The following is a 25,637-nucleotide window of genomic DNA, read 5'->3' on the forward strand; positions in this document are numbered from 1 at the left end:
CCGCGAGGCCCCGCCGCCCGTGCGGCAAGATGCACTCGTGACCCACCAAACCCGACGGCTCATGCTGCTCGACACGGCGTCCCTGTACTTCCGGGCCTACTTCGGCGTCCCCGAATCCGTGAAGGCCCCGGACGGCACCCCGGTCAACGCGGTCCGCGGCCTGCTCGAATTCATCACCCGCCTCGTCCAGGACCACCGCCCGGACGACCTGGTCGCCTGCATGGACGCGGACTGGCGCCCGCACTGGCGCGTGGAGCTGATCCCCTCGTACAAGGCGCACCGCGTGGCGCAGGAGTCCCCGGAGAGCTCCACCGCCCCGGACGTCGAGGAGACCCCGGACACCCTCTCCCCCCAGGTGCCGGTGATCGAGGAGGTCCTGGACGCCCTCGGCATCGCCCGCGTCGGCGTGGCGGCGTACGAGGCGGACGACGTGATCGGCACCTATGCGGCCCGCGCCCGCGGCCCGGTCGACATCGTCACGGGCGACCGCGACCTGTTCCAGCTGGTGGACGACGCGCGCGGCATCCGCGTCCTGTACCCGCTCAAGGGCGTCGGCACCCTCCAGATGACCGACGAGGCCCTGCTGCGCGAGAAGTACGGCGTTGACGGACCGGGCTATGTGGACCTGGCCCTGCTGCGCGGCGACCCCAGCGACGGCCTGCCCGGCGTGCCCGGCATCGGCGAGAAGACCGCGGCGAAGCTGCTCGACGCCTTCGGCGACCTGGCCGGGATCATGGCGGCGGTGGACGACCCGAAGTCCAAGCTGACGCCGTCGCAGCGCAGGCGCCTGGACGAGGCCCGTCCGTACGTGGCCGTCGCGCCGACGGTGGTGCGGGTCGCGAGCGACGTGCCGCTGCCGGATGTGGACCTCGCGCTTCCGCGCGCGCCGCGCGATCCGGCCGCCCTGGAGGCGCTCGCCGCCCGCTGGGGCCTGGGGGGTTCGCTCGGCCGACTGCTGACCACGCTCGAGGCGTGAGCGAGGGCCGGATGTTAGGTTAGGTGAACCTAACAAGTTGTGGATCAGGGGAGGCACACCATGGCAGAGCGGCCCGCGCGCAAGAGTCCCACGCCTCATGTCGCGCAGGTCGTCCGCACCGAACGGCTCACCCCTCACATGCAGCGGGTGGTCCTCGGCGGCGACGGCCTGGCGGAGTTCACGACCGGCGACTGCACCGACCACTACGTGAAGCTCCTGTTCGCCCCCGCGGGTGTGACCTACCCCGAGCCGTTCGACCTCCAGCGCGTCCGCGAGGAGCTGCCGCGCGAGCAGTGGCCCGTCACCCGTACGTACACCGTGCGCTGGTGGGACCCCAAGAAGCGCGAGCTGGCCCTGGACTTCGTCGTCCACGGCGACCAGGGCCTCGCCGGGCCCTGGTCGCTGCGCGCCGAGCCGGGCGACACGGTGCGCCTGCTCGGCCCCGGCGGGGCCTACGCCCCGGACCCGGCCGCCGACTGGCACCTGCTCGCCGGTGACGAGAGCGCGCTGCCCGCGATCGCCGCCGCCCTCGAAGCCCTGCCGGAGGGCTCCGAGGTACGCGCCTTCGTGGAGGTCGAGGGCCCCGAGGAGGAGCAGCCGATCGCCACCGGCGCGGAGGTCGTCTGGCTGCACCGCGGGGGCCGCCCGGTCGGCCAGGCCCTGGTCGAGGCCGTGCGCGCCCTGGACTTCCCCGAGGGCACCCCGCACGCCTTCGTGCACGGCGAGGCGGGCTTCGTGAAGGAGCTGCGCCGCGTCCTGCGCGTCGAGCACCAGATCCCGCGCGAGCGCCTGTCCATCTCCGGCTACTGGCGCCTCGGCCACAACGAGGACGGCTGGCAGGCCTCCAAGCGCGACTGGAACGCCCAGGTGGAGGCCGAGCAGGAAGCGGCCTGACCACCGCGCCCCGCCCGCGGCTCCCGTGCCGGGGCCGGGCCCCTCTCCCGCGGGGACCCGGCCCCGGCTACCCGCGGATCCGCGCGTGCAGATGCATGTCGTGCCAGCCGTCCCCGTGCAGGACCGCGCTGCGCTGGACGCCCTCGGCGACGTAGCCCGTCTTCAGGGCCACGCGGCACGATGCCTCGTTGAGCGTGGAGTGGCGCAGTTCGAGGCGGTGCAGGCCGAGGCCGTCGAAGGCCCAGGTGGTCAGCGCCGTCACCGCGCGCGGGGCCACGCCCCGGCCGCGGGCGCGCGGCATGGTCCAGTAGGCCATCTCCGCCTGGCCGTCGATGAAGTTGAGCATGCGCAGGGCGACCCGGCCGAGCACCTCGTCGGTGTCCGCGTCGACGGCGGCCCACTGGGCGCTGGTCTCCTCCTCGTACTCCGTGCGCCAGGTCTCCATCCACTGGCGGACCTCGTCCTCGGAGTCGGCCACGCGCGCGTGCCAGCGCTGGAGGACGGGGTCCTGGAAGGCCTCGTACACGGCGGGCGCGTCCGTGACGGCCCAGGGGCGCAGAAGGAGGCCGCCGGAGGCGGGCAGGGTCGGCTGCGCCCGGCCCGCGAGGGCGCCGGGCTCGACCGCGTTCGAGATCATGAAGGGCATGCCCCTCATGGTGCTGCCGGAGGCCGCCGCGGCACAGCGGTTTTCGCCGCCGCCCCCGGGCCGCCCCGCGGGCCGCGCCCCTCGACCGACCCGTACGCTGGGCCGACGTGAGACGAAAGCCCCGTGTGCCCCCGGCACCGCTCCCCCAGCGCGACGGCGTCGACCCGGTGCGGGTGCGCCTCCCGGCGGACGGCACCTGGGCGACCGTGCGCGACCACCTCGTGGCGCGGCTCGCGGCCGAACCGGGCGTCGTCGACCGGATGCTGCGCGAGGGCCGGATCGTCGGCGCGGACGGCACGCCGCTCGCCCCGGACACGCCGTACGCGGCGGGCCTGTACGTGTGGTTCCACCGGGACCTGCCCGCCGAGCCCCGGGTGCCGGGCGACCTCACCGTCGTCTACCGCGACGAGCACATCGTCGTCGCCGACAAGCCGCACTTCCTCGCCACCATGCCGCGCGGCAGCCACGTGACGCAGACCGCGCTCGCCCGGCTGCGCGCCGAGCTCGGCATCCCCGCGCTCGGCGCCGCGCACCGCCTGGACCGGCTCACCGCCGGGCTGCTGCTCCTCACCGTGCGGCCCGAGGAGCGCGGCGCGTACCAGACGCTCTTCGCCGACCGGCGGGTGCGCAAGGAGTACGAGGCCGTGGCCGCGTACGACCCGGCTGTCACGCTGCCCCGTACCGTGCGCAGCCACATCGTCAAGGAGCGCGGCGTGCTCGCCGCGTACGAGGTGCCCGGCGCCGAGCCGAACAGCGAGAGCCGGGTCGAGCTGCTCGCGCACGACGGCCGCGTCGGGCGCTACCGGCTCCTGCCGCACACCGGCCGCACCCATCAGCTGCGCGTCCACATGAACGCGCTCGGCCTCCCGCTGCTCGGCGACCCGCTCTACCCGGCGGTCCTTCCGGCGGTGGCGCCGGACGACTTCCGGCGCCCGCTGCAACTCCTCGCCCGCTCCCTGGAGTTCACGGACCCGCTCACGGGCACGGCGCACCGCTTCGTCAGCGAGCGGGTCCTGGACGCCTGGTCGTCGTACGGGACGTGGGCCGACGGCTGAGCGGCCGGAGCGGCCTCTAGTAGCCCCGCCACCACTCCAGGAAGCGCCGCCACGCGCCCTTGCGGCGCACCGGCGCCGGGGCCGCCGCGGGGGCGCTCGCCACGGGCCGCGGCGCCGGGGCCGCGGGCGGAACCTGCGCCTCCGGCAGCGGCGACGACACCTCCCAGCTCGTGCGCGGCGTCGGCACCTGCGCCATGGGCCGGGCGGTGACGTCCTGCGGCGGCCGCTTGCCGAACGTCACCGGAAGCGACACCAGATGCCGGGACAGGATCGACGAGCGCCAGGACAGCGCGGACTCGTCCACGGCCAGTTCGACGTCCGGGAGCCGCATCAGGAGCGCGTCCACGCCGGTGTCGGCGATGGCGCGCCCGATGTCCTGGCCCGGGCACTCGTGCGGCCCGCCGCTGAAGGCGAGGTGGGAGCGGTTGCCCTGCATGTTGGCGGACAGGTCGGGGCGCACGACCGGGTCGACGTTGCCGGGCTGGATGCCGAGCAGGAGGCCGTCGCCCGCCTTGATCTGCTGGCCGCCGAGCTGGGTGTCCTGCTTGGCGAAGTAGCCGACCATCGCGCTGAACGGCGGCTCGTCCCACAGCGACTGCTCGACCGCCTCGGGGACGGTCATCTGGCCGCCGCTGAGCTGGGCGCGGAAGCGCGGGTCGGTGAGCACCATCCGCAGCACGTTCGCGATGAGGTTCGCCGTCGCCTCGTACGCGGCGATGAGCACGAGGCGCAGGTGCTCCGCCATCTCGGTGTCGGTGAGCTGCTGCGGCTGGGCGATGAGGGCGCTGGTGAAGTCCTCCTCGGGCTGGGTGCGGCGGCGCACCACGTGCCGGGTGAGGGCCTCCATCACGTACGCGTTGCTGGCGATGGCCGTCTCGGTGCCCTTGATCATGTCGCGGGCGGCCTGCACCATGCGCTCGCTGTAGTCCTCGGGCATGCCGAGCACGTGCAGCATCACCATCATCGGCAGGTGCTCGGCGAACTGGCCGACCAGATCGGCCTCGCCCTGCTCGCAGATGCCGTTGAGGAGCTTGTTGCTGTAGCGGTTGATGTGGCGGCGGATGCCGCGGTGGTCGAGGCCCGCCATGGCGCCGGTGACCGCGCCGCGCAGCCGCTGGTGCTCGGCGCCCTCGGCGAAGCTGCACATCGGCTGCCAGGTGAACACGGGCGCGAGCGGGTGGTCGGGGCCCGCGCTGCCGTCCTTGACCGCGCTCCACACGCGGGAGTCGCGGGTGTACTGGGAGGGCGTGCGCACCATGTGCAGGTTCTCGCTGTGGCCGAGCACCGCCCAGACGCGTACGTCGTTGTGGATCAGCGCGGGGGCCACGGGGCCGTGCTCGGCGCGCAGCTTCTCGTACACGCCCGCGAGGTCCTCGTCGGCCTCGGGTCCGTACAGGCGGCGCAGTCCGCCCGCGCCGAAGGCGCCCTGATGGGCGGGGCAGCCGGGCGGCGCGGCGGGAGAAGGGGATGAGGAGGGAGTCGTCACGGTGGTCGCTCCGGGGTCGCGAAGGGTCGTGCGGCCGGGCCTAGGCCCGGGCCATGGCGAGGGAGTGCAGATAGCGCATGAGGGTGAGGAGCGCGTCGCGGCTGGAGGAGCGGCGCCGCGCGTCGCAGTGCACGATGGGCACCTCCTTCTCCAGGTCGAGTGCCGTGCGCAGGGCCTCGACGGGGTGCCGGGGCGCGTCCGGGAAGTCGTTCACGGCGATGATGAACGGGACGCCGCGCTCCTCCAGGCGGCCTATCACGTCGAAGCTCACTTCCAGGCGGCGCGTGTCGATGAGCACGACCGCGCCGAGCGCGCCTTCGAAGAGGCCGTTCCACAGGAACCAGAACCGCTCCTGGCCGGGGGTGCCGAACAGATAGAGGACCAGTTCGTCGGAGATGCTGATGCGCCCGAAGTCCATGGCGACGGTCGTGGCGGTCTTGGTCTCGGAGCCGTAGTTGTCGTCGACGCCGATACCGGCCTGCGTCATGGTCTCTTCGGTGGTCAGCGGGCGGATCTCGCTGACGGAGCCCACCATCGTGGTCTTGCCGACCCCGAAGCCGCCCACGATGACGATCTTCACCGCGGCGGCGGCCGAGGCGGGCAGCACGTCCTGCTCGCGCGGCCCGGCATGGGGGCCGGAGGTGAGCGTGTCAGAGCTTTTGAAGTCCATGCATCACCGCTTCGAGGAGGGAACGGTCGGGGAGCGCGGAGCGCACCAGCGGAGCGCGCGCCTGCACTAAGTCCGCCGCGAGCAGCTCCGTGAGGAGCACGGTCACCACGCTGAACGGCAGCACCAGGTAGGCCGAGAGCTCCGCCACGGACAGCGGGGTCCGGCACAGGCGCAGCAGGGCGGAGTGCTCCGGCTGCGCCGTGGGCGACGGCTGTCCTTTGGCGACGATCAGCGTGACCAGGTCGAGCGGTGCCCGCTCGGAGTCCTCGCCGGTGAGGATGTAGAGCCGCGCCGGGTTGGCGGCGGGGTCCTGGCTGCGGCGCTCCCGCTGCGCGGTGACCTCGGCCTGGAAGCGGGGGTCGTGGGGATCGTCGTACGGGGGGTCTTGCGGATGCGTCATACGGCCTGCCCGTCTCGCCGCGGCGGGCTCGTCAGGTGGGCGCCGATGCGCACGACGAGGTCCCGCATGCGGTTGCCGACCAGGCCCGCGTCCACGGTCTCGTCGGCGAGCACGGCCAGAAAGGCTCCCGCGCCCGCGGCCATCATGTAGAAGTAGCCGCCGTTGACCTCGATGATGACCATGCGCATCTTGCCGTCGCTCTCCGGGATCTCGGTGGCGACGGCCGCGGCGAGGCTCTGCAGTCCGGCGCAGGCGGCGGCGAGGCGGTCGGCGCCGTCCGGGTCGCCGCCGTGGCGCGCGATGCGCAGGCCGTCGGCGGAGAGCACCACGATCTGCCGGGTGCCGTGCACGCCGTCGGCGAGCTCCTTGAGCATCCAGTCGAAGTTGGCCCGCTGCTGGATCACTTCCAGCCCCCCTCGTCGGCGTGGTCGGTGCTGCCGTGGTCGTTCTCGGTGCGGTGCTGCTGCGGGGGCGCCGGGTCGTCCGGCCGGTCGGCCGTGTCCTCGCCGTTGACGCCCTTCATGAAGGCCTCGATCCACAGACCGGGCTCGGGCTCCTCCTTCTGGACGGGGGGGCTGACGGCCTGCGGGGGCGCGGCGGCCATGGCCGCCTCGGCGCGCCGCTGTGCCTCCGCCTCCTGCGCGTAGCGCTGGCTGAGGGGCATCTTGACTCGACTCCTGCGCTGGGGAAGGCCGTTGGCCGTCCACTCGGTGACTTCGGGGATCTCGTCCTCCATGGACGCGCTGAGCGGCATGGAGGGGCGCGGCACGGTGGTGACCTTGCGCGGCTTCTTGCGCCGGATGTCGCGGGCCTCCTCGATGACCGTGCCGTCGGCGTTGACGCGCGGTACCGCGGAGGCGCCGATGCCGTGCGCGAGGCCGTGCGCGGGCGCGGTGGTGAGCATGTCGCGCGGCACGATCAGGACGGCGCGCACGCCGCCGTAGGCGGACTGCCGCAGGGAGACCTGCATGTTGTACATCTGCGAGAGCCGTCCCACGACCGCCATGCCGAGCCGCGGGGTCTCGCCGAGGTCGTTCAGGTCCATGCCCTGCTGGGCCTGTTCGAGCATGCGCTCGGCGCGGCCGCGGGCCTCCTCGCTGAGGCTGACGCCGCCGTCCTCGATCTCGACGGCGATGCCCGTCTGCACCTCGACCGCGGTGACGTGCACGCGGGTCTGCGGCGGGGAGTAGCGGGTGGCGTTGTCGAGGAGTTCGGCGCAGGCGTGGATGAGCGGCTCGACCTTGGTGCCGTGGATGGCGACGTTGGCGATGGAGTGCAGATCGACGCGCTGGTACTCCAGGATGCGGGACATGGCGCCGCGCAACACGCTGAACAGCGGGACGGGCTTGGGCCACTGCCGACCGGGCCGGGCCCCGCCGAGGACCGTGATCGAGTCGGCGAGGCGGCCGATGAGGGCCGTGCCGTGGTCGATGCGCAGCAGGTCGTCGAAGACCTCGGGGTTGCGGCCGTGGAACTCCTCCATCTCACGGAGTTCCGCGGCCTGTTGGTGGACGATGGACTGCACGCGGCGGGCGATGTTGACGAAGGCGCGCTGGGCGTTCTCGCGCATCGCCTCCTCGCGGTCCAGGATGTCCAGGATGGAGCGCAGCAGCACGCGCTGCGAGCGCGGCAGACGGCGGTTGGTCTCGTCGCCGTCGATGACGTGGCGGACGACCTCAGAGGGAGCCTCGCCCTGCCGGACCCGGTAGAGGGTCTCGGGCAGCAGCTCCTGGCCGAGTCGTTCGGTGTCCTCGTCGATGGCCGCGATGCGCCGCTCCAGGTGGGCGACCCGCTCCGCGTGACTCCTGCGCAGCTCCCGGATGGTACGGGCGCGGCGTGCGGCCTCGGCGCCGACGGCGATCACCGCGAGGGTGGCGACGGCTCCGCACCAGGCCACGGCGGTCCGGGCCGGGGCCGCGACGGCGGCGACGGCGGCTCCGGTCGCCGCGGCCATCACCATGGCGGGCAGCAGCAGCACGCGTGCGTAGGGGACTTCTCGGCCACCGGGAGGCGATTGAACACTCACCATGTATGCCCTCTGAACACTCGTCTTGGGGGAGGAAGTTGGGGGGAAGGGGGATGTGCGCGGGGTGGTGCGTGGGGTTCGGGTGATGCCTGGGAAATCTGGTGGTGCGCGGGGGTTCAGGTAGTACCTGGAAAAACGACGTGGTGCGCGGGGAGTTCGCCATGTGGGGGGAGTGCGTGGGGAGTTCTGTAGGTGAAGGTGGTACGTAGGGGTTTCGCCGCATACGCGACAGCGAAATATCGAACTAACAGCCATGAAGCGCGAACAAGTGCGCGAATCTGTCGCAACTCGTTCAACTCGCCGCGCTCCGGGCGAGCTTAGTCCGCTCGCATCACGCTGGAGTCATATTCGGCAACCCTCTGCGAGCGCCCGCCAACACGCCTACACTCAGCTCTATTTACACGCATCGCGATCAGTCGAACGCATGTGGTGAGGCCGTCGAACGGCGGCGTGCGAGCGCCGCCGCCCCGCCCACCGCCGCACCCCGACCGCCTGTACGACCCCGGCCCTCCCCCGCGTGTGCGAGGCCGACGTCAACCCCCGGCGCCCACGACGGCCCCGGCCGGTACGCGCGTGGCCCCCGCCGAGTCACCCGGCGGGGGCCACACCCTTCACTCACCGTCCGCGCGGACGGCGCCGCGCTCAGCCGACGGAGCTGTACGCCACCACTCCGCGCAGCAGCTGGTCGACCGCCTTGCGGGCGTTCCGCGCGACCGTGCCGCCCTCGCTGGAAGCCGCCGCGGAGATCTGCCCGAGCACGTCGATGACCTGCTTGCACCAGCGCACGAAGTCACCGGCGGGCATCTCCGCCTCGCGCAGCACCTCGTCGAGCCCCTTGCCGCTCGCCCACATGTACGCCGCCCAGGCGAAGCCCAGGTCCGGCTCGCGCTGGCCGACGCCCTCGGTCTGGCTGATCCGGAACTCCTCCTCGAGCGCGTCCAGGCGGCCCCAGATGCGGACCGTCTCGCCGAGCGCGGCCTTGGCCTTGCCGGAGGGCAGCTTGGGCGCGAGCGCGTCGTCGCTGAGCCGCGCCTCGTACACCAGCGCCGAGACGCACGCGGCCAGTTCGGCGGGGTCGAGGCCCTCCCACACCTTGGCGCGCAGACACTCGCTCGCCAGCAGGTCCAGCTCGCCGTACAGCCGGGCGAGGCGCTTGCCGTGCTCGGTGACCTCGTCGCCGCGCAGATAGTCCAGCTCGGTGAGGAGGGCGACGATGCGGTCGAAGGTGCGCGCGACGGTGTTCGTCCGGCCCTCGATGCGGCGCTCCAGCTGGTGCGTGTCGCGCTTGAGGCGGTGGTAGCGCTCGGCCCAGCGGGCGTGGTCCTCGCGCTCGTCGCAGCCGTGGCAGGGGTGGGCGCGCAGCTCGGCGCGCAACCGGGCGATCTCCCGGTCGTCGGCGGCGGCCGCGCGGCCCTTGCGGTGCCGCTCGGGCGCGATGTGCCCGGCCTTGGTGCGCAGCGCCGATGCCAGGTCGCGCCGGGACTGCGGGGAGCGGGCGTTGAACGACTTGGGGATGCGCATCCGCTCCACGGGCTCCACCGGCACCGGGAAGTCCATCACCGCGAGCCGCTTGACCTGCCGCTCGGCGGTGAGCACCAGGGGGCGCGGGCCGTCCTGGTGGTCGAAGCCGCGGTGGCCGTTGGCCCGCCCGGCGGGCAGGCCGGGGTCGAGGACCAGGGCGAGGCCCGCGTACTTGCCCGTCGGCACGTGGATCACGTCGCCCGGCTTGAGCTTCTCCAGGGCGGCCGCGGCGGCGGCCCTGCGCTGCACGACCCCCTGCTTGGCCAGCTCGGTCTCGCGGTCCTTGAGCTCCCTGCGCAGCCGCGCGTACTCCTCGAAGTCGCCGAGGTGGCAGGTCATGGAGGCCTTGTAGCCCTCCAGACCCTCCTCGTTGCGCTGCACCTGGCGGGAGATGCCGACGACCGAGCGGTCGGCCTGGAACTGCGCGAAGGACGTCTCAAGCAGCTCGCGCGAGCGGTGGCGGCCGAACTGCGCGACCAGATTCACCGCCATGTTGTACGACGGCTTGAAGCTGGAGCGCAGCGGATAGGTGCGCGTGCCCGCGAGGCCCGCCAGGTGCTCGGGGCTCATGGCGCGCTGCCAGAGCACCACCGCGTGGCCCTCGACGTCGATGCCCCGGCGCCCGGCACGGCCGGTCAGCTGGGTGTACTCGCCCGGGGTGATGTCGGCGTGCTGCTCGCCGTTCCACTTCACGAGCTTTTCCAGGACGACGCTGCGCGCGGGCATGTTGATGCCGAGGGCGAGGGTCTCCGTGGCGAAGACGGCCTTGACCAGACCGCGGACGAACAGCTCCTCCACGACCTCCTTGAAGGTGGGCAGCATGCCCGCGTGGTGGGCGGCGATGCCGCGCTCCAGGGCCTCCAGCCACTCGTAGTACCCGAGGACGTGCAGGTCCTCGTTCGGAATGGAGGCCGTGCGCTCCTCGACCAGTTCGCGGACCGCCAGGCGCGCCGTGTCGTCGTTCAGCCGCAGGCCCGCGTACAGGCACTGCTGGACGGCGGCCTCGCAGCCCGCGCGGCTGAAGATGAACGTGATGGCGGGCAGCAGGCCCTCGGCGTCGAGCCGCTCGATGACTTCGGGGCGCGAGGGCGTCCAGATCCGGGACCGCTGGCGGCGCTCGCGCTCGCGGTCGGCCTCGCGGACCATCTTGCCCTTGCGGCGCTCGCGCGGGTTGTACCCCCGGCTGGCCTCCATGCGGGCCATGCGGGTCAGGTCGGGGTTGACCGTCTTGCGGCGGCCCTCCTCCTCGAAGAGGTCGTACATCCGCCGCCCGGCGAGGACGTGCTGGAACAGCGGCACCGGCCGGTGCTCGGAGACGATCACTTCGGTGTCGCCCCGGACCGTGTCGAGCCAGTCGCCGAACTCCTCGGCGTTCGACACCGTGGCCGAGAGGGAGACCAGGGTGACCGACTCCGGCAGGTGGATGATCACTTCCTCCCAGACGGCGCCGCGGAAGCGGTCCGAGAGGTAGTGCACCTCGTCCATGACCACATAGCCGAGGCCGAGCAGGGACTGGGAGCCCGCGTACAGCATGTTCCGCAGGACCTCGGTGGTCATGACGACCACCGGCGCCTCGGAGTTGACGCTGTTGTCACCGGTGAGCAGGCCGACGCGCTCCGCGCCGTAGCGCTTGGCGAGGTCGGCGTACTTCTGGTTGGAGAGCGCCTTGATCGGCGTGGTGTAGAAGCACTTCTTGCCCTGCTGGAGGGCGAGGTGCACGGCGAACTCGCCGACGATCGTCTTGCCGGAGCCCGTGGGCGCGGCGACCAGCACGCCCTTGCCCGCCTCGAGTGCCTGACAGGCCTCGATCTGGAAGGGGTCGAGGCCGAATTCGTACATCCCGCGGAAGGACGCGAGTGCGGTGGCCTGCTCGGCAGCGCGCTGCCGCGCTGCCGCATATCGCTCGGCCGGTGAGAGGTCCTCTGTCATCGTGCTTTCGAGCCTACCGGCCACCGCTGACATCGGACGATCATTATCGGGTCCGACGGAAGAACCCCAGGTCAGGGGCGTGGCTCCCGGTCGGGAGCCGCCCTTCAGGGGCCGAGGACCCGGACGGCAGCGGGGACGCACTCCGCCGTCACGGGCAGCGCCCCTAGCCGCTCCCCGTCGGCGTACGCGGTGACGCCCGCGGCCGCGAGCTCGACCTTCGCGGCCCGGTGCACGGTGACCTGGGGATGGCCCAGATGCGTTCCTCTGTAGACCCGCGGGAACACCGTCAGGAGCGTGGTGCGGCTGCAGGCGCCGACGACCGTGACGTCGAAGAGGCCGTCGCCCATGTCGGCCCCGGCGCAGATCCGCATGCCGCCCCCGTACGAGGAGCCGTTGCCGACCGCGACCAGCGTGGCCTCGACCTCGCGCACCTCGCCGCCGTCGAGGGTCAGGCGGTACGGGATGGGCTTGAGGGCAGCCAGTTCGGCGACCATCGCCAGGTCGTACTTGAAGCGTCCGGTGGGCCACCGCATGCGGTTGCCGCGGTCGTTGACCCGCGAGTCGAAGCCGGAGGCGAGGACCGTGCCGAACCAGGTCTCCCCCACCCGGCCGAGGTCGACGTCCCGCGTCCGGGCGCCCTTGAGCGCGTCGGCGACCAGCGCCCCGGCGGCCGCGGGCGCGCGCACGGGCAGGCCGAGGGCGCGCGCGAAGTCGTTGCCCGTGCCCACGGCGATCACGCCGAGCGGGGTACGGGTCCCGGCGACGGCCTGGAGGGCGAGGCTCGCCATGCCGTCGCCGCCGACGGCTATGAGCGCCCCGGTGCCGCCGTCGACGGCGGCGCGGGCCCGGCGCAGCGCGTCCCCGGCGTCCTCGCCGATGACGGTGCGCACCGAGAAGCCGGACGCGCGCAGCGCCGCGGCGGCGGGCTGGGCGGCGTGCGCGCCGCGGCCCCGGCCCGCGGTGGGATTCACGAAGAGGGTGATCTCGCTGGTCACTGGGCGGACCCTACACAGCGCGCCGCCCGGCAACCAGAAGGGGCCGGACGCGGTGGGCGTCCGGCCCCTGTGCTCTGCCGCGCTCGGCGATGGCGCCGGGGGTCAGGTGACGTCGTCGTAGCCGTTGTACTTCGGTGAGCGGCCGCTGTCGCCGTTCACCTGCTCCGGCACGGCCCTGGCGGCGGGGACGGGCTCGCTGTCGTCCACCGGCTGGGGCGTGAGGTCGAGCTCGGAGGCCTCGTCGTCGTCCAGCTCCGCGTCCGGGTCGGCGCGGCGGCGACGCTTGTCGTTGAGGAGGGAGAAGCCGACGGCCAGGAAGTACAGGACCACGATGGGGCCCGCGAGGGCGATCATGCCGAACGGGTCGGTCGTCGGCGTCGCCACGGCGCCGAAGACGAACACGCCCATCACGACACCGCGCCACCAGGTGAGCATGCGGCGTCCGGTGACGATGCCCGTCATGTTCAACATGACGAGCAGCAGGGGCAGTTCGAAGGAGACTCCGAAGACCAGGACCATCCGGACGCTGAAGTCCAGGATCTTGTCCATCGGCAGGATGTTCTCCGAGCCGTCCGGAGTGATGCTCAGCAGCACCCGCATGCTGATGGGCATGATCTCGTACGCCAGCCAGGCGCCGCCGAAGAACAGCGGCACGGCCGCGGCGACGAAGGCGTAGGTGTACTTGCGCTCGTGCTTGTGCAGACCGGGCGCGACGAAGGCCCAGAGCTGGTAGAGCCAGATGGGGCTGGCCACCACGACACCGACCATGAGGGAGACCTTCACCGTCGTGGTGAACGGCGAGAGCAGGTCCATGTACGCGACCTTGGCGCAGACGCCGCCCGTGGTGGGCTTGCCGTCCTCGCAGCGCGGCACGGGGTCGGAGAGGAACTCCATGAGTTCCTCGCTGTAGAACGCGGCGATGATCGACACGACGACGATCGCCAGCATTCCCTTCGCGAGCCGGTTGCGGAGCTCACGCAAATGGTCCGCGAGAGGCATCCGCCCCTCGGGGTCCCTCTCCTTCTTGCGGGCAGACTTGAGCAACCCACGTCCTCATCTCGTGCGGCAGGCCGACCGCCGGGGCCGGCCTTGGGTCAGCGCTTCGTCGTGTGGTCGGTCGGCTCGGCGACCGGACGGGAGCTGCTCACATCGCCGGGAGCCGCCTGGATGGTGCGCTGCTGCGGAGCGGTCGTGTCGGCGGGCGGGTCGGCCGGGGCGGCCTCGTCCTGCTTGCCGTCCGACTTCATCGCCTTGGCCTCGCTCTTGAGGATGCGCGCCGACTTGCCGAGGGACCGGGCCATGTCCGGGAGCTTCTTCGCACCGAAGAGCAGGACCAGGATGACGAGGATCAGGATGATCTCGGTGGGGCCGAGCCTACCCATAGCTGTCTACCTTCTTCACCGAGGCGTCAGATTTCGGGACCGGCTGTCGGACAGTCGTCCGACCACCGGGCTTGGCAGCGATCGTAACCCCCTGCAGTAAACGCGGGGCAATCCCCGTGCATACTCCCAGTTGCGGTCCGCGCCTCACATTTCGGACCACTTCAGCAGCGTACCCGGAGGGTCGGGGAAGGCGGCAGGCCGCATGACGTTGGGCGACGGCCACCTCGGCAAGTCGCCCCGCGGTCCGGCCCGGTGTCTCCCCGCGCCCGCCCGACGTCCGCGCGCCCCGCCGTCTGCGTGCGCTGCCGTCTGCGTGCGCTGCCGTCCGCGTGCGCTCAGCCGACGTCCCGGCTCGCGCGGGCCACACCGGCCGCCGCCCGCTCCAGGTCCTCGGCCGCGCGGTTGATCCGCCGTGTGGTCTCGGTCACTTGCCGCCCGAGCCGCTGGGCCTCCACGAAGACCTTGATCGCGAACACACCCAGAACGGCGAGACCGCAGAATCCCATGGTCACCGCCAGCATCGCCCAGAACATGCGTCGAGCCTAGACGGTGGAGTGCAGGCGCAGCGTCCGCACCCCGCCGCCGGTGAGGAGTTCGACGATGCGCTCCCCCGCGGGCTTGCGCACGGCGGTGCCGCACTCGGGGCAGGTGAAGGAGTAGAAGGTGGTGCGGCGGCTGGCGCCGATCGCCAACCGCAGCGCGCCCGCCGCCAGTTCGAAGCGCGCGCGGCAGTCGGGGCAGGCGGCCTTGAAGAGGACGGCCACCGGGCGGGACGTAAGGGGCATCAGTGACATACTGTGCAGGTCTCCTCGGCTCTGTTCTCCGCGCTCTCCACACTCCACCGCGCGGGTTCCCCCGCAGCCCCGCGCGGGCGCTGCGGCCTCGCTCCGGTCCGCCGCGGCCCCGTCCCGCGTCGCACCTCACCGGTGTGCGTCGGCACACGGTCGCACCTCGGCCCGCACCACCGCTTCGGCGCACGGTCGTGCCCCGGCGCACGGTCACGCCCGGGCACGCGGTCGCACACGGCAGAGGGGTCGCGTCGGGCCGCCGGGTCGCGCCCCGGCCCGAACTGGCCCGATGACCCACGGTCAGGCCCGGGCGCGAGCCCACCCGACGACGCTCGGTCACGCCCTACCGAGAACGAAACCCACCCCGCGCCCGGGGCTCTCGGCGCCACCGCGCCCACGGCCCTCGGCGCCACCACGTCCGCACCCCTGGGCCAAACCGCGCCCACGCCCCTCGGCGCCACCGCGCCCACGGCCCCCGACGCCATCGCGCCCACACCCCTGGTCCGAACCGCGCCCGCGCCCGGCAGCGCCACCTCGTCCGGGGCCCTGGGCGTCACCGCGCCCGCACCCCTCGGCACCACCCCGTCCGTGCCCCCGGGCGCCACCGCGCCCACGCCCCTCGGCACCACCCCGTCCGCGCCCTTGGGCGTCACCGCACCCGCGCCCCCAGGCCGAACCGCACGCCCCCGCCGGGCAGCACCGCTCCCCCGGCCCCAGTCACAGCCACCGCCGACCGGCGTCCGCGCCCCGGTGGAACACCCGCCACGGGCACCGGCTTCCGGACGATCCGCCCCCGCACGCCCCTTCACCGTGCCGCGCGCCCTCACGCCCCACGCTCACCCGACGCGCCGGAACCCGGCGCGACGGGCTCGCACGGCAGACCGTCGTACGCGGCCAGCGCCTCCCGGGCGGCCTCACGGGCGCTGTCCGCCAGGTCCCGCGGCGAGACGATGCGGCCGTCGCCGCCCAGGCGCAGCGCCAGACGCCGCAGCGACGCCGGGTCGGGGGTGCGCAGGGTGATGCGCAGACCGCCGTCGGGCAGCTCCTCCGCACTGTCGTGCGGGTAGTACTCCGCGACCCAGCGGCCCCCGGGACCCACCTCCACGACCACCTCGGGATCCTCGGCGGCGGGCTGCACCAACGCCTCCGACAGGTCCCGCAGCTCGATCTCCGGCGGCGCGGACGGCTCGTCCAGGACCTTGATCTCGGCGACCCGGTCGAGCCGGAAGGTGCGCCGCGCCTCGGAGCGGCGGCACCACGCCTCCACATAGGTGTGGCCGACGCTCACCAGCCGGATCGGGTCGATCTCGCGCTCGGTCAGCTCGTCGCGCGCGGGCGAGTAGTAGCGGATCCACAGCCTGCGCCGCTCCGAGATCGCCCGGTCCACATCGGCGAAGACCCCGCCCTCGGACTCGAACGTCACCGAGAGCCGCGAGCTGGCACCGGCCGCCTCACCGGCCGCCGCCTCCAGCTTCGCGGTGGCGCGCAGCAGGGCGAGGCGGTCGCTCTCGCGCAGCCCCGGCAGCGTCGCCACCGCGCGCGCCGCCACGAGCAGCGCCGTCGCCTCGTCGGCGGCGAGCCGCAGCGGCTCCGCCGCGTCCGCCCCCAGCGCGTCCGGGTTGTGCCACCAGATGCGGTCGCCGTCCGTGTCGATGTCGAGCAGGTCACCCCCGCGGAAGCTGGTCCCGCACAGCGGCAGGACGTCCAGGTCGGAGATCAGCTCGTCCTCGCTGATGCCGAAGGCCCGCGCGACGTCCGCGACGCGCGCCCCGGGGCGCTCGCGCAGATACGTCACCAGGGACAGCATCCGCCGGGTCTGGTCGATGGCGTTCGCGGCCATTGCTCGCTCTCGTCCCCTCAGCCCTTGGCCACGGCACGCAGCCGGTCCACCACGTCGGCCCGCAGCTCGGCGGGCTCAAGCACCACCACGTCGGGCCCGAACTCCACCAGCCAGGCATCGAGCCCGTGCCCGTACGGAATCTCCAGCTCGTCCCAGTCGCCGTCCAGCGCCCGCGTGCCCACGGCCCGGGCGCGCAGCGGATAGCCCGCGCCCTTGCGCAGCCGGATCAGCGCGGTGCGGTCCGCCTTCTCGCCCGCCCAGCTCGCCACGGTCTCCCGCACGGTCACCACGTCGGGCACCTCGGCCCTGAACCCGCCCGCCCGCGAGCGGACCTTGCCCGTGATGCGGGAGAGCCGGAAGACCCGCTCGTCCTCGCGGTCCCGGTCCCAGCCCGCCAGATACCAGTGGCCGCGCCAGCACTCGAGCGCCCACGGCTCGACGTGGCGCTGCTCGGGCCGGGCCGCCGTCGCCTTGCGGTAGTCGAAGACGACCGGCCTGCGGTCACGGCACGCCAGCATCAGCGGTTCGAACGCCGCCTCGTGCACGGGAATCCGCGGCTCCAGGGCGCCGTGCGCCTCGTACGGATCGACACCCTCGGGCAGCCCGGCCGCCCGCAGCTTGTGCAGCGCGCCGCTCGCGGCACCGGCGAGCCTCGCCTGCTGCCACACCTTCGCGGCCACGCCGAGCGCCGCGGCCTCTTCGGCGTCCAGCGTGATCGGCGGCAGCCGGTTGCTGTCCCGACGGGCGAGATAACCCGTCTCGCCGTCCAGGTTCTCCACCGTCTCGATGACGAGGCCCAGCTCCCGCAGATCGTCCTTGTCGCGCTCGAACATGCGGTTGAAGGACTCCTCGGCGGCCGCCCCCGGCCCGGCAGCCGCGCCCTTGCCGGACCCGGCGCCACCCCGCCCGGGCCCGAAGGCGGCGCCCCGCCCCGGCCCGAACGCCTCGACGTACGCCTCGATCGACTCCCGAAGCTCACGCTTGCTGAGCGGACGCCTCGTCCCGAGCAGGCACAGCGCCAGACTCATCAGCCGCTCGGCCTTGGCAATGGCCATCGACGCCCTTTCTCGGCCGTGCTCCCCGGTGGACGACCGCCCGCCGCCCCAGGTGCCCCGCTCACCAGTGCTTCCGAACGATGACCGTACCGCCACGGCGTGTCGTGGCAAAAGCCGAGGGCACGGCGCACGCCCCGGCGGCCGTCCGCCGACGGTGGCGGAAGACACCGCGGGGGCCCGTGCCGACACCGGCACGGGCCCCCGCGGACACCTCCGACCGCACGGCACGAGCCGCCGCGGCCGGGTCAGCCGTCTCAGACGGAGACGAGGTCACAGACGAAGATCAGCGTCTCGCCCGGGGCGATGCGGCCGCCACCGGCACCACGGTCGCCGTACGCCAGGTGCGCCGGGATCGTCAGCCTGCGGCGCCCGCCGACCTTCATGCCCTGCACGCCCTGGTCCCAGCCCGCGATGACCTGACCGGCACCGAGCTGGAACTCCAGCGGGTTGCCGCGGTTCCAGGAGGCGTCGAACTCCTCACCGGAGGAGAAGGACACGCCCACGTAGTGGACCTTGACGAAGTCGCCCGCCTTGGCCACCGCGCCGTCGCCCTCCCACAGGTCGACGATCTCCAGCTCGGTGGGGGCCTCGCCCTCGGGGAAGTCGATCTCGGGCTTGTCGATGTTCACGTGACTAGCTCCTGCTCATAGCGGTAAGGACAACCGGGACAGTCTGCCATCCCGCGGCCTCACATCTTCGCGAGGATGTCCACCGAGAAGACGAGCGTGGAGTCCTTCTTGATGGGGCTGTTCTGCGGCGGCTTGTCCGCGTACCCGTCCTTCGGCGGGACGACGACCAGGACGCGGCTGCCCACCTTCTTGCCGGTCAGACCCTGACGCCAGCCCGGGATGACCTGAGCGAGCTGGAACTGCGCGAGCTGACCGCTCTTGTACGAGGAGTCGAACTCCTTGCCGTCCGCCCACAGGACGCCCTTGTACTGGCACAGGAGCGTGTCGCTCTCCTTGACCTCGTCCCCCTTGCCCTCGATGACGTAGCTCGCCACGACCTTCTTGGGGGCGGCCGTCTTCGGCACGTCGACCTTGGGGGCCTTGCCGTCGGTGTTCGTCCCGACCTTCGGCAGGTCCTTGTTGTCCTGCGCGACGTCGTCGCCCTTGGCGGAGCTCTTCGGCCCGTACGTGTTCACGATGTCGACGACGAAGACCAGGGTGTCCGTGCCCTTGATGCCCGCCTGCTTGTTGCCCTCCTTGCCGTAGCCGAGGACCGGGGGGATGGCGAGCTCGACGCGGCTGTCGACCTTCTTGCCGACCAGACCCTGGTCCCAGCCGGGGATGACCTGGCCGACGCCGATCGGGAAGATCGTGGGCGCCTTGCGGTCGTAGGAGTTGTCGAAGACCTTCGCGGTGTCCCAGATCTGACCCAGGTAGTGGGCCTGGAGATAGTCGCCCTTGGCGACCTCGACGCCCTTGCCCGCGATGATCGTCTTCACCGCGAGGTCAGTGGACGGCTTGCCGGACCCCTTGGCCACCGTCGGCTTCTCACCGAACTTCGTGCCCTTCGTGATCTCGGGCACAGGGCCGTCGACGATCTTGCCCTTGGGAGGCGCGGAGTTCGTCGGGGAGCTGCTGTCCTTGGACTTGGCCTTGTCGGACTTGTCGTCACCACATCCGGCCAGGGTCAGCAGGCCGGCCGGAACGGCCAGGAGGAGTGAGCGTCGGCGCACGGTGGGGGCCTCGTATCGTTCGATCTTGTCAGTTGGCGTGCGCGCAACTCTACGCAGTGAGAAGGGCACCGCACGAGGAACGTGCGGCGCCCCGCGTTGCGTTCCCGCCACGCACTGACGTCTCACCGGCCCCACGGACCGGCCGAACGGCGGCGGACCCGGCCCGCCGAACCCTCACATCCCGGCGATGAGCTTCTCCACCCGGTCGTCCACCGAACGGAACGGGTCCTTGCACAACACCGTGCGCTGCGCCTGGTCGTTCAGCTTCAGGTGCACCCAGTCGACCGTGAAGTCCCGGCGCTGCTCCTGGGCCCGGCGGATGAAGTCGCCACGCAGCCGCGCCCGGGTCGTCTGCGGCGGCACCGACTTGCCCTCGAAGATCTTCAAGTCATTGCAGATCCGGGCCGCTTGCCCCTTGCGCTCCAAGAGGTAGTACAGGCCCCGACGGCGGTGGATGTCGTGGTACGCGAGGTCTATCTGGGCGACCCTCGGGTGCGACATCGTCATGTTGTTCTTCGCCCGGTAGCGCTCGATGAGCTTGTACTTCATCACCCAGTCGATCTCCGTGGCGATGCGGTCCAGGTCCTCGGACTCGATCGAGTCCAGGGTGCGACCCCACAGCTCCAGGACGCGCTCGACCGTGCCCGTGCGGATGCCGCGCCGCTCGACGAAGTCCACCGCCTTCTCGTAGTACTCACGCTGGACCTCCAGCGCCGAGGCCTCCCGGCCGCTGGCGAGGCGCACCTTGCGGCGGCCCGTCGTGTCGTGGCTGACCTCGCGGATCGCCCGGATCGGATTCTCCAGGGTCAGGTCCCGCATCACCGTGCCCGCCTCGATCATGCGCAGCACCAGGTCGGTCGCGCCGACCTTCAGGAGCATCGTCGTCTCCGACATGTTCGAATCGCCGACGATCACGTGCAGGCGGCGGTAGCGCTCGGCGTCCGCGTGCGGCTCGTCACGCGTGTTGATGATGGGGCGGGACCGCGTCGTCGCCGACGACACGCCCTCCCAGATGTGCTCCGCCCGCTGGCTCACGCAGTAGACAGCGCCCCGCGGCGTCTGCAGCACCTTGCCCGCACCGCACAGCAACTGCCGGGTGACGAGGAACGGAATCAGGATGTCCGCGAGACGCGAGAACTCACCGTGCCGCGCCACGAGATAGTTCTCATGGCAACCATATGAGTTTCCCGCCGAGTCGGTGTTGTTCTTGAACAGATAGACGTCGCCCGCGATTCCCTCCTCGTGCAGGCGGCGCTCGGCGTCGACGAGCAGGCCTTCCAGAATGCGCTCGCCAGCCTTGTCGTGGGTGACCAGCTCGGTCACGTTGTCACACTCGGGTGTCGCGTATTCCGGGTGTGAGCCCACGTCGAGATACAGGCGGGCGCCGTTCCGCAGAAAGACGTTGCTGCTGCGGCCCCATGACACAACACGGCGGAAGAGGTAGCGCGCCACTTCGTCAGGCGACAGACGGCGCTGTCCCCTGAACGTGCACGTGACACCGTACTCGTTCTCCAGCCCGAAAATGCGGCGGTCCATGCCAGAACATTACGCCCGATGCCCCGCACTGAAACCGGGTTCGACAGTACCGTTTCGATCAGTTTCCGAAGAGCCCACACCCGCCTCGGCCGCGACGACCACACCCGCACCACGCACCACGAGCACCCTCCTGGTACACAACAGCACCACCACAGCGGCCGCTCCCGCGAGGCCCGGCACCGCGAAACCCCACTCCGTGCCGCCCCGCTCCACCACCGGCCCACCAGCCGCCGTCCCCACCGCCGTCCCCACCGTGAACGTCGTCACCAGCCACGAGAACGCCTCCGTCACCGTGCCCCGCGGAGCGTGCCGATCCACCACGATGAACGCGCACGCGAGCGCCGGCGCGAGGAACACCCCCGCCAACGACGTCAGCACCACCATCCCCACCGCACCCGGCGTCAGCACCAGCGGCAGATAGAAGACCGCGAGCAGCGCCACCAGAACCACCAGGCGCCGCTCCGGCACCCCGCCCCACTGCCGCGCCCCATAGACCACGCCCCCCAGCAGAGCGCCCAGGCCCAGGCCCGCCATCATCCAGCCGTAGACCGCGTCACCGCCGTGCGCGTCCGCGTAGCTGACGCCCGCCACCGTGATCGCCCCCAGCGCCGTCCCCACACACAGGAACGCGCCGAGGAGCGCGAGCAGCCCCGGCGAGCGCAGGGCCCCGAGCCAGTGCGCCTCCCGGGGCGCCGAGCGCCACGCGCGCGAGGGCCGCGACACCACCACCGACAGCGCGCCGAGCACCCCGATGACGTTCACCACCAGGAGCGCCGCCTGCGCCGACCACAGCGACACGATGCCCGTCACCAGCAACGGACCGACGGTGAACATCACTTCCTGCGCCACCGCGTCCATCGCGTACGCCGTGTGGACCTGCTCCTCCTTGCCGAGCACGTCCGGCCACAGCGCCCGCAGACCGCCCTCCAGAGGCGGCGTGAACACACCGGCGATCACCATCGCGAGATACGCGGCGACCGGCGCGTGCGGCCCCGCGACCGCGAAGAGCGCCATGCCGAGCGCCGACGCCACCGCCGACGGCAGCATCACCCGCGGCTGCCCGTACAAGTCCACCAGCCGCCCCAGCAGGGGCTGACCCACCGCCGTCGCCACCCCGTACACCGCCGCGAGCGCACCCGCCAGGCTGTACGTCCCACCCTCCGCCCGGACGAAGAGGACGATGGCGATCGCCGCCGTCGCATTGGGCAAACGCCCCACAAGTGTGCCCGCGAGCAGCCGCGTCGCGTACCGCGCGCGCAGGATCTCGCCGTAACCGGAAGCCATCAGAGAGCTCTCCTCGCCCGCCCGTGCGCCACAGCGCCTCAAGTGTTACGTATAACTTCGCGGGTCATACGTACCATGAGCGCTGTTCACAGTCCACCAAGTACTCCGCCCCACAGCGGCGACCACCCACACCAGGAGACGTCCGTGGCAAGGCCCCAGCACGACACCACGGCCCCCCGCCCCACCAGCCGCGACGTCGCCCGCGCAGCCGGCGTCTCCCAGGCCACCGTCTCCCTGGTCCTCGGCGAGAAGTGGCAGGGCCGCGTCGCCGAACGCACCGCCGAACGCGTCCGCGCCGCCGCCCGCGAACTCGGCTACCGCCCCAACCTCGCCGCCCGCAACCTCCGCCTCGGCCGCACCCGCACCGCGCTCCTCGTCGTCCCCGCCCTCACCAACGAGTTCTTCGCCCGACTGCACACCGGCGCCGCCCGCGTCGCCGCCCGCCACGGCTTCAGCGTCGTCCTCTACCCCTCCCCCGACAGCGTCGGCCCCAGCGGCTCCACCACCCAGACCCCCCGCGTCAGCGACCCCTTCGACTCCGCCCGCGCCGCCCTCGACGGCGTCCTCGCCTCCTCCATGGCCTCCGACGCCCTCGCCACCCTCCGCGGCGACGCCCTCCCCCTCGTCATGCTCGACAGCGACCCCGCCCACAGCCTCGGCGCCGCCACCGTCAACCTCGACATCGCCGACGGCACCCGCCAGGTCACCGAACACCTCCTCACCCTCGGCCACCGCGACCTGCTCCACCTCACCGCGGACATCGACTCCTGGACCTTCGACGTACGCCGCCACACCCTCGCCACCACCCTGCACGGCACCGGCGCACACCACCGCACCATCAAGGCCGCCATCACGATCGACGAGGCCCGCACCGCCACCGAAGCCGCCCTCACCGCGCCCGGCCCCCGGCCCACCGCGATCATCTGCGACGACGACGTCCTCGCCGCAGGCGCCTGCAAAGCCGCACGCCGACTCGGCCTGCACGTCCCCGACGACCTCAGCGTCACCGGCTTCGACGACCTCACCCTCGCCACCGCCGTCGAACCCGAACTCACCACCGTCCGGCTGCCCGCCGAGGACTTCGGCGAACGGGCCATGGCCACCCTCCTCGACGTCCTCGACGGCCGCACCCCCGAACCCGCACCTCTGCCCGTCCAGCTCGTCGTCCGCGGCTCCACAGCACAGAGCCCCGCACCCCGGCGCTGACGCACCGGGACACGGGGCCCTCCGCTGAGCCGCGGACCGCTCCTGCTACTCCTGGGAACCGCCCTCGGAGCCCTCATCCGACTCGGCATCGGCCTCCGCGTCCGCAGACGCCACGGCCTCACCACCGAGCAACCGCTCCAACTGGCCGCCCACGATCCGCTTGAACTTGCGCTGCTGCGGACGCGTCCGGTCCAGAACCGCCACCTCAAGCCGCTCCGCCGGAATCTCCCGCTCACTGCCGTTCGTATCCCGCGACAGCGACTGCACCGCCAGCTTCAGCGCCTCCGCGAGGGTCATCCCGTCCCGGTGCCGCTGATCCAAATACGTACTGATCTGCTCCGCATTGCCGCCCACCGCGACTGAGCCGTGCTCGTCCACGATCGAGCCGTCGTGCGGCAGCCGATAGATCTGGTCCCCGTCCGGAGTCGTACCGACCTCCGCGACGACCAGCTCCACCTCGTACGGCTTCTCCGCATTGGACGAGAAAATCGTGCCCAACGTCTGCGCGTACACGTTCGCCAGACCACGGGCCGTCACATCGTCACGGTCATACGTATATCCCCGCAGATCCGCATAGCGGACACCGCCAATGCGGAGGTTCTCGTACTCGTTGTACTTGCCAGCCGCGGCGAAACCGATCCGGTCGTAGATCTCGCTGAACTTGTGCAGCGCACGGGACGGGTTCTCACCGACGAACACAATGCCATCGGCGTACTGCAGCACAACCAGACTGCGACCGCGAGCGATGCCCTTACGGGCATACTCCGCCCGGTCGGCCATGGCCTGCTGGGGTGAGACATAGAACGGCGTCGACACCGGCTATCCGTCCCTTTCTGTCAAAACTTCACAACAACAACGGAGTACTCAGAGCAGTGCTGCGCGGGGCCCGTCCGGCTGCTCAAGACGCCGCTCCAGAATCGAGCGCGCGATCGCGGAGGACTCCTCCTCCGACAGCCTCCGGAAGCCCTCCTCGGAGATCACCGTCACGATGGGATAGATCCGGCGCGCCACATCCGGGCCGCCGGTCGCGGAATCGTCGTCCGCCGCGTCGTACAGCGCCTGCACGACCAGCGTCGTCGCCTGCTCCTCCGTCAGGTCGTCGCGGTACAGCTTCTTCATGGAGCCGCGCGCGAACACCGAACCGGAACCCGTCGCCGCGAAGCCGTGCTCCTCGCTGCGACCACCCGTCACGTCGTACGAGAAGATCCGGCCCCGCTCCCGGTCCACGTCATACCCCGCGAACAACGGGACCACGGCCAGGCCCTGCATCGCCATGCCCAGATTGCTCCGGATCATGGTCGACAGGCGGTTCGCCTTGCCCTCCAGGGAGAGCTGGGCGCCCTCGACCTTCTCGAAGTGCTCAAGCTCCAGCTGGAACAGCTTGACCATCTCCACGGCCAGACCGGCCGTACCGGCGATGCCCACCGCCGAGTACTCGTCCGCCGGGAAGACCTTCTCGATGTCACGCTGCGCGATGACGTTCCCCATCGTCGCCCGGCGGTCACCGGCGAGCACCACGCCACCGGGGAACGTCGTCGCCACGATGGTCGTGCCGTGCGGCGCCTCGATCACGCCCTGCGTCGGGGGCAACGTCCGCTTGCCCGGGAGCATTTCCGGCTGGTGCGAGGCGAGGAAGTCCACGAAGGACGAGGACCCAGGCGTCAGGAAGGCAGCCGGTAGACGCCCGGTGCTACGAGTGTTGGCTTCCACGGGTTTCCTTCCAAGTAGCTGATGGCCCGACGGAGGGCGTCGGGATCGTCTCCCAACTTGCCGATGGCCGAATTGCAGTTGAAGCACAGTACGCCACGGACCTTACCCGTCTCGTGACAGTGATCCACGTGCGCGGGATCCCTCTTGAGGCAGATCACGCAGAGCCACTTCTGCTCGGCGATCATCTCGTCGCGCTGCGCTTCGGTGAGGCCGTATTGACGCTTGAGGTGGCCCGCCCGCCCCTGGATGGCCCGACACGCCTTGCAGCGCGTGGACAGGCCGTCAGAGGCCGTCGCGTTGCGATGCCACTCACTGTGGGGCTTGATCTCGTTGCGGGTCCGGCAGAGCTTGTGCCCCGGAGGCACGTCCACTTTCTCTGCGACCTCTTTGCCGAGGGCGGCCATGCGGCGCCGATAGTGCGCGGCACTGTATTCCGCCACGCACTCCCGGCATCGCGTCTGGAGACCATCACGCCGATTCTTGTCGCGAGCGAATGAAGCCGTGGGCAATATTCGCTTACAGCCCGCACATCGCTTTTCCACTCCCGAATCGGACAT

25 protein-coding genes are annotated in these 25,637 nt (G+C 71.8%); 4 read left to right on the forward strand and 21 right to left on the reverse strand.

Features of this window, described 5'->3' with window-relative positions:
• Positions 1-61: 61 nt before the first annotated feature.
• Positions 62-976: a 5'-3' exonuclease H3TH domain-containing protein gene (locus ACIG3E_RS30605; protein ID WP_399622866.1), complete on the forward strand. Its 915-nt coding sequence runs from the start codon at positions 62-64 to the stop codon at positions 974-976.
• A 60-nt stretch (positions 977-1,036) separates the two neighbouring features.
• Positions 1,037-1,870 carry a siderophore-interacting protein gene (locus ACIG3E_RS30610; RefSeq protein ID WP_399622805.1) on the forward strand — a complete coding sequence of 278 codons (834 nt, stop codon included), beginning with the start codon at positions 1,037-1,039 and terminating at the stop codon, positions 1,868-1,870.
• Positions 1,871-1,937: 67 nt separating this feature from the next.
• Here ACIG3E_RS30610 and ACIG3E_RS30615 read toward each other — a convergent pair whose 3' ends face one another.
• Positions 1,938-2,516 carry a GNAT family N-acetyltransferase gene (locus ACIG3E_RS30615; protein ID WP_399622806.1) on the reverse strand — a complete coding sequence of 193 codons (579 nt, stop codon included), beginning with the start codon at positions 2,514-2,516 and terminating at the stop codon, positions 1,938-1,940.
• 107 nt (positions 2,517-2,623) lie between these two features.
• Here ACIG3E_RS30615 and ACIG3E_RS30620 point away from each other — a divergent pair, with 107 nt between their 5' ends.
• Positions 2,624-3,571 (forward strand): pseudouridine synthase, encoded by a 948-nt coding sequence (locus ACIG3E_RS30620; RefSeq protein WP_399622807.1) that lies wholly within the window; start codon positions 2,624-2,626, stop codon positions 3,569-3,571.
• A 16-nt stretch (positions 3,572-3,587) separates the two neighbouring features.
• Here the strand turns inward: ACIG3E_RS30620 and ACIG3E_RS30625 are convergent, their stop codons facing one another.
• From ACIG3E_RS30625 to ACIG3E_RS30705, 17 genes are all read right to left on the reverse strand, one after another.
• Positions 3,588-5,057 (reverse strand): cytochrome P450, encoded by a 1,470-nt coding sequence (locus ACIG3E_RS30625; protein ID WP_399622808.1) that lies wholly within the window; start codon positions 5,055-5,057, stop codon positions 3,588-3,590.
• Between the two features lie 40 nt (positions 5,058-5,097).
• Positions 5,098-5,727, reverse strand: coding sequence for a GTP-binding protein (locus ACIG3E_RS30630; RefSeq protein ID WP_399622809.1), 630 nt, complete (start codon positions 5,725-5,727; stop codon positions 5,098-5,100).
• Positions 5,708-6,127, reverse strand: coding sequence for a DUF742 domain-containing protein (locus ACIG3E_RS30635; RefSeq protein ID WP_366789695.1), 420 nt, complete (start codon positions 6,125-6,127; stop codon positions 5,708-5,710). Before ACIG3E_RS30635 ends, ACIG3E_RS30630 begins: the two co-directional genes overlap by 20 nt.
• A complete protein-coding gene (locus ACIG3E_RS30640; RefSeq protein WP_399622810.1) occupies positions 6,124-6,531 on the reverse strand; it encodes a roadblock/LC7 domain-containing protein in 408 nt (135 codons plus the stop codon). Before ACIG3E_RS30640 ends, ACIG3E_RS30635 begins: the two co-directional genes overlap by 4 nt.
• A complete protein-coding gene (locus ACIG3E_RS30645; RefSeq protein ID WP_399622811.1) occupies positions 6,528-8,156 on the reverse strand; it encodes an ATP-binding protein in 1,629 nt (542 codons plus the stop codon). The genes ACIG3E_RS30640 and ACIG3E_RS30645 overlap by 4 nt, the downstream gene beginning before the upstream one ends.
• A gap of 639 nt (positions 8,157-8,795) precedes the next feature.
• On the reverse strand, positions 8,796-11,636 hold the full coding sequence (locus ACIG3E_RS30650; RefSeq protein WP_399622812.1) for a DEAD/DEAH box helicase: 2,841 nt from the start codon (positions 11,634-11,636) through the stop codon (positions 8,796-8,798).
• 71 nt (positions 11,637-11,707) lie between these two features.
• Entirely contained in the window at positions 11,708-12,598 is an 891-nt protein-coding gene (locus ACIG3E_RS30655; RefSeq protein ID WP_399622813.1) for a diacylglycerol kinase, read from the reverse strand.
• Positions 12,599-12,700: 102 nt separating this feature from the next.
• Positions 12,701-13,597 carry a twin-arginine translocase subunit TatC gene (gene tatC, locus ACIG3E_RS30660; protein ID WP_399622867.1) on the reverse strand — a complete coding sequence of 299 codons (897 nt, stop codon included), beginning with the start codon at positions 13,595-13,597 and terminating at the stop codon, positions 12,701-12,703.
• Between the two features lie 95 nt (positions 13,598-13,692).
• A complete protein-coding gene (gene tatA / locus ACIG3E_RS30665) occupies positions 13,693-13,980 on the reverse strand; it encodes a Sec-independent protein translocase subunit TatA (RefSeq protein ID WP_138958688.1) in 288 nt (95 codons plus the stop codon).
• Between the two features lie 335 nt (positions 13,981-14,315).
• Entirely contained in the window at positions 14,316-14,513 is a 198-nt protein-coding gene (locus tag ACIG3E_RS30670; protein WP_399622814.1) for a hypothetical protein, read from the reverse strand.
• A 9-nt stretch (positions 14,514-14,522) separates the two neighbouring features.
• The gene (locus tag ACIG3E_RS30675; RefSeq protein ID WP_242715765.1) at positions 14,523-14,765 is read right to left on the reverse strand and encodes a phage terminase large subunit family protein; all 243 of its coding nucleotides are present in this window, start codon (positions 14,763-14,765) and stop codon (positions 14,523-14,525) included.
• A gap of 826 nt (positions 14,766-15,591) precedes the next feature.
• Positions 15,592-16,608 (reverse strand): helix-turn-helix transcriptional regulator, encoded by a 1,017-nt coding sequence (locus tag ACIG3E_RS30680; RefSeq protein ID WP_399622815.1) that lies wholly within the window; start codon positions 16,606-16,608, stop codon positions 15,592-15,594.
• A gap of 17 nt (positions 16,609-16,625) precedes the next feature.
• The gene (locus tag ACIG3E_RS30685; protein WP_399622816.1) at positions 16,626-17,663 is read right to left on the reverse strand and encodes a helix-turn-helix transcriptional regulator; all 1,038 of its coding nucleotides are present in this window, start codon (positions 17,661-17,663) and stop codon (positions 16,626-16,628) included.
• Between the two features lie 254 nt (positions 17,664-17,917).
• Positions 17,918-18,292 carry an FKBP-type peptidyl-prolyl cis-trans isomerase gene (locus tag ACIG3E_RS30690; RefSeq protein WP_399622817.1) on the reverse strand — a complete coding sequence of 125 codons (375 nt, stop codon included), beginning with the start codon at positions 18,290-18,292 and terminating at the stop codon, positions 17,918-17,920.
• A 59-nt stretch (positions 18,293-18,351) separates the two neighbouring features.
• Positions 18,352-19,344: an FKBP-type peptidyl-prolyl cis-trans isomerase gene (locus ACIG3E_RS30695; protein WP_399622818.1), complete on the reverse strand. Its 993-nt coding sequence runs from the start codon at positions 19,342-19,344 to the stop codon at positions 18,352-18,354.
• Positions 19,345-19,518: 174 nt separating this feature from the next.
• Positions 19,519-20,880 carry a Pup--protein ligase gene (gene pafA / locus ACIG3E_RS30700; RefSeq protein ID WP_138958692.1) on the reverse strand — a complete coding sequence of 454 codons (1,362 nt, stop codon included), beginning with the start codon at positions 20,878-20,880 and terminating at the stop codon, positions 19,519-19,521.
• A gap of 9 nt (positions 20,881-20,889) precedes the next feature.
• Positions 20,890-22,164 carry an MFS transporter gene (locus ACIG3E_RS30705; protein ID WP_399622819.1) on the reverse strand — a complete coding sequence of 425 codons (1,275 nt, stop codon included), beginning with the start codon at positions 22,162-22,164 and terminating at the stop codon, positions 20,890-20,892.
• 144 nt (positions 22,165-22,308) lie between these two features.
• Between ACIG3E_RS30705 and ACIG3E_RS30710 the strand changes: the two genes are divergently transcribed.
• On the forward strand, positions 22,309-23,370 hold the full coding sequence (locus ACIG3E_RS30710) for a LacI family DNA-binding transcriptional regulator (protein WP_399622820.1): 1,062 nt from the start codon (positions 22,309-22,311) through the stop codon (positions 23,368-23,370).
• A gap of 45 nt (positions 23,371-23,415) precedes the next feature.
• Here ACIG3E_RS30710 and prcA read toward each other — a convergent pair whose 3' ends face one another.
• From prcA to ACIG3E_RS30725, 3 genes are read right to left on the reverse strand one after another with little or no spacing between them, the layout of a single operon-like run.
• Complete coding sequence (gene prcA, locus ACIG3E_RS30715) at positions 23,416-24,186, reverse strand: proteasome subunit alpha (protein ID WP_399622821.1); 771 nt, start codon at positions 24,184-24,186, stop codon at positions 23,416-23,418.
• A 48-nt stretch (positions 24,187-24,234) separates the two neighbouring features.
• The gene (gene prcB / locus ACIG3E_RS30720; protein WP_030684327.1) at positions 24,235-25,080 is read right to left on the reverse strand and encodes a proteasome subunit beta; all 846 of its coding nucleotides are present in this window, start codon (positions 25,078-25,080) and stop codon (positions 24,235-24,237) included.
• Positions 25,032-25,637 carry an endonuclease VII domain-containing protein gene (locus ACIG3E_RS30725; RefSeq protein ID WP_399622822.1) on the reverse strand — a complete coding sequence of 202 codons (606 nt, stop codon included), beginning with the start codon at positions 25,635-25,637 and terminating at the stop codon, positions 25,032-25,034. Before ACIG3E_RS30725 ends, prcB begins: the two co-directional genes overlap by 49 nt.

This window comes from Streptomyces sp. NPDC053474 (assembly GCF_044544845.1).
GTDB lineage: Bacteria > Actinomycetota > Actinomycetes > Streptomycetales > Streptomycetaceae > Streptomyces.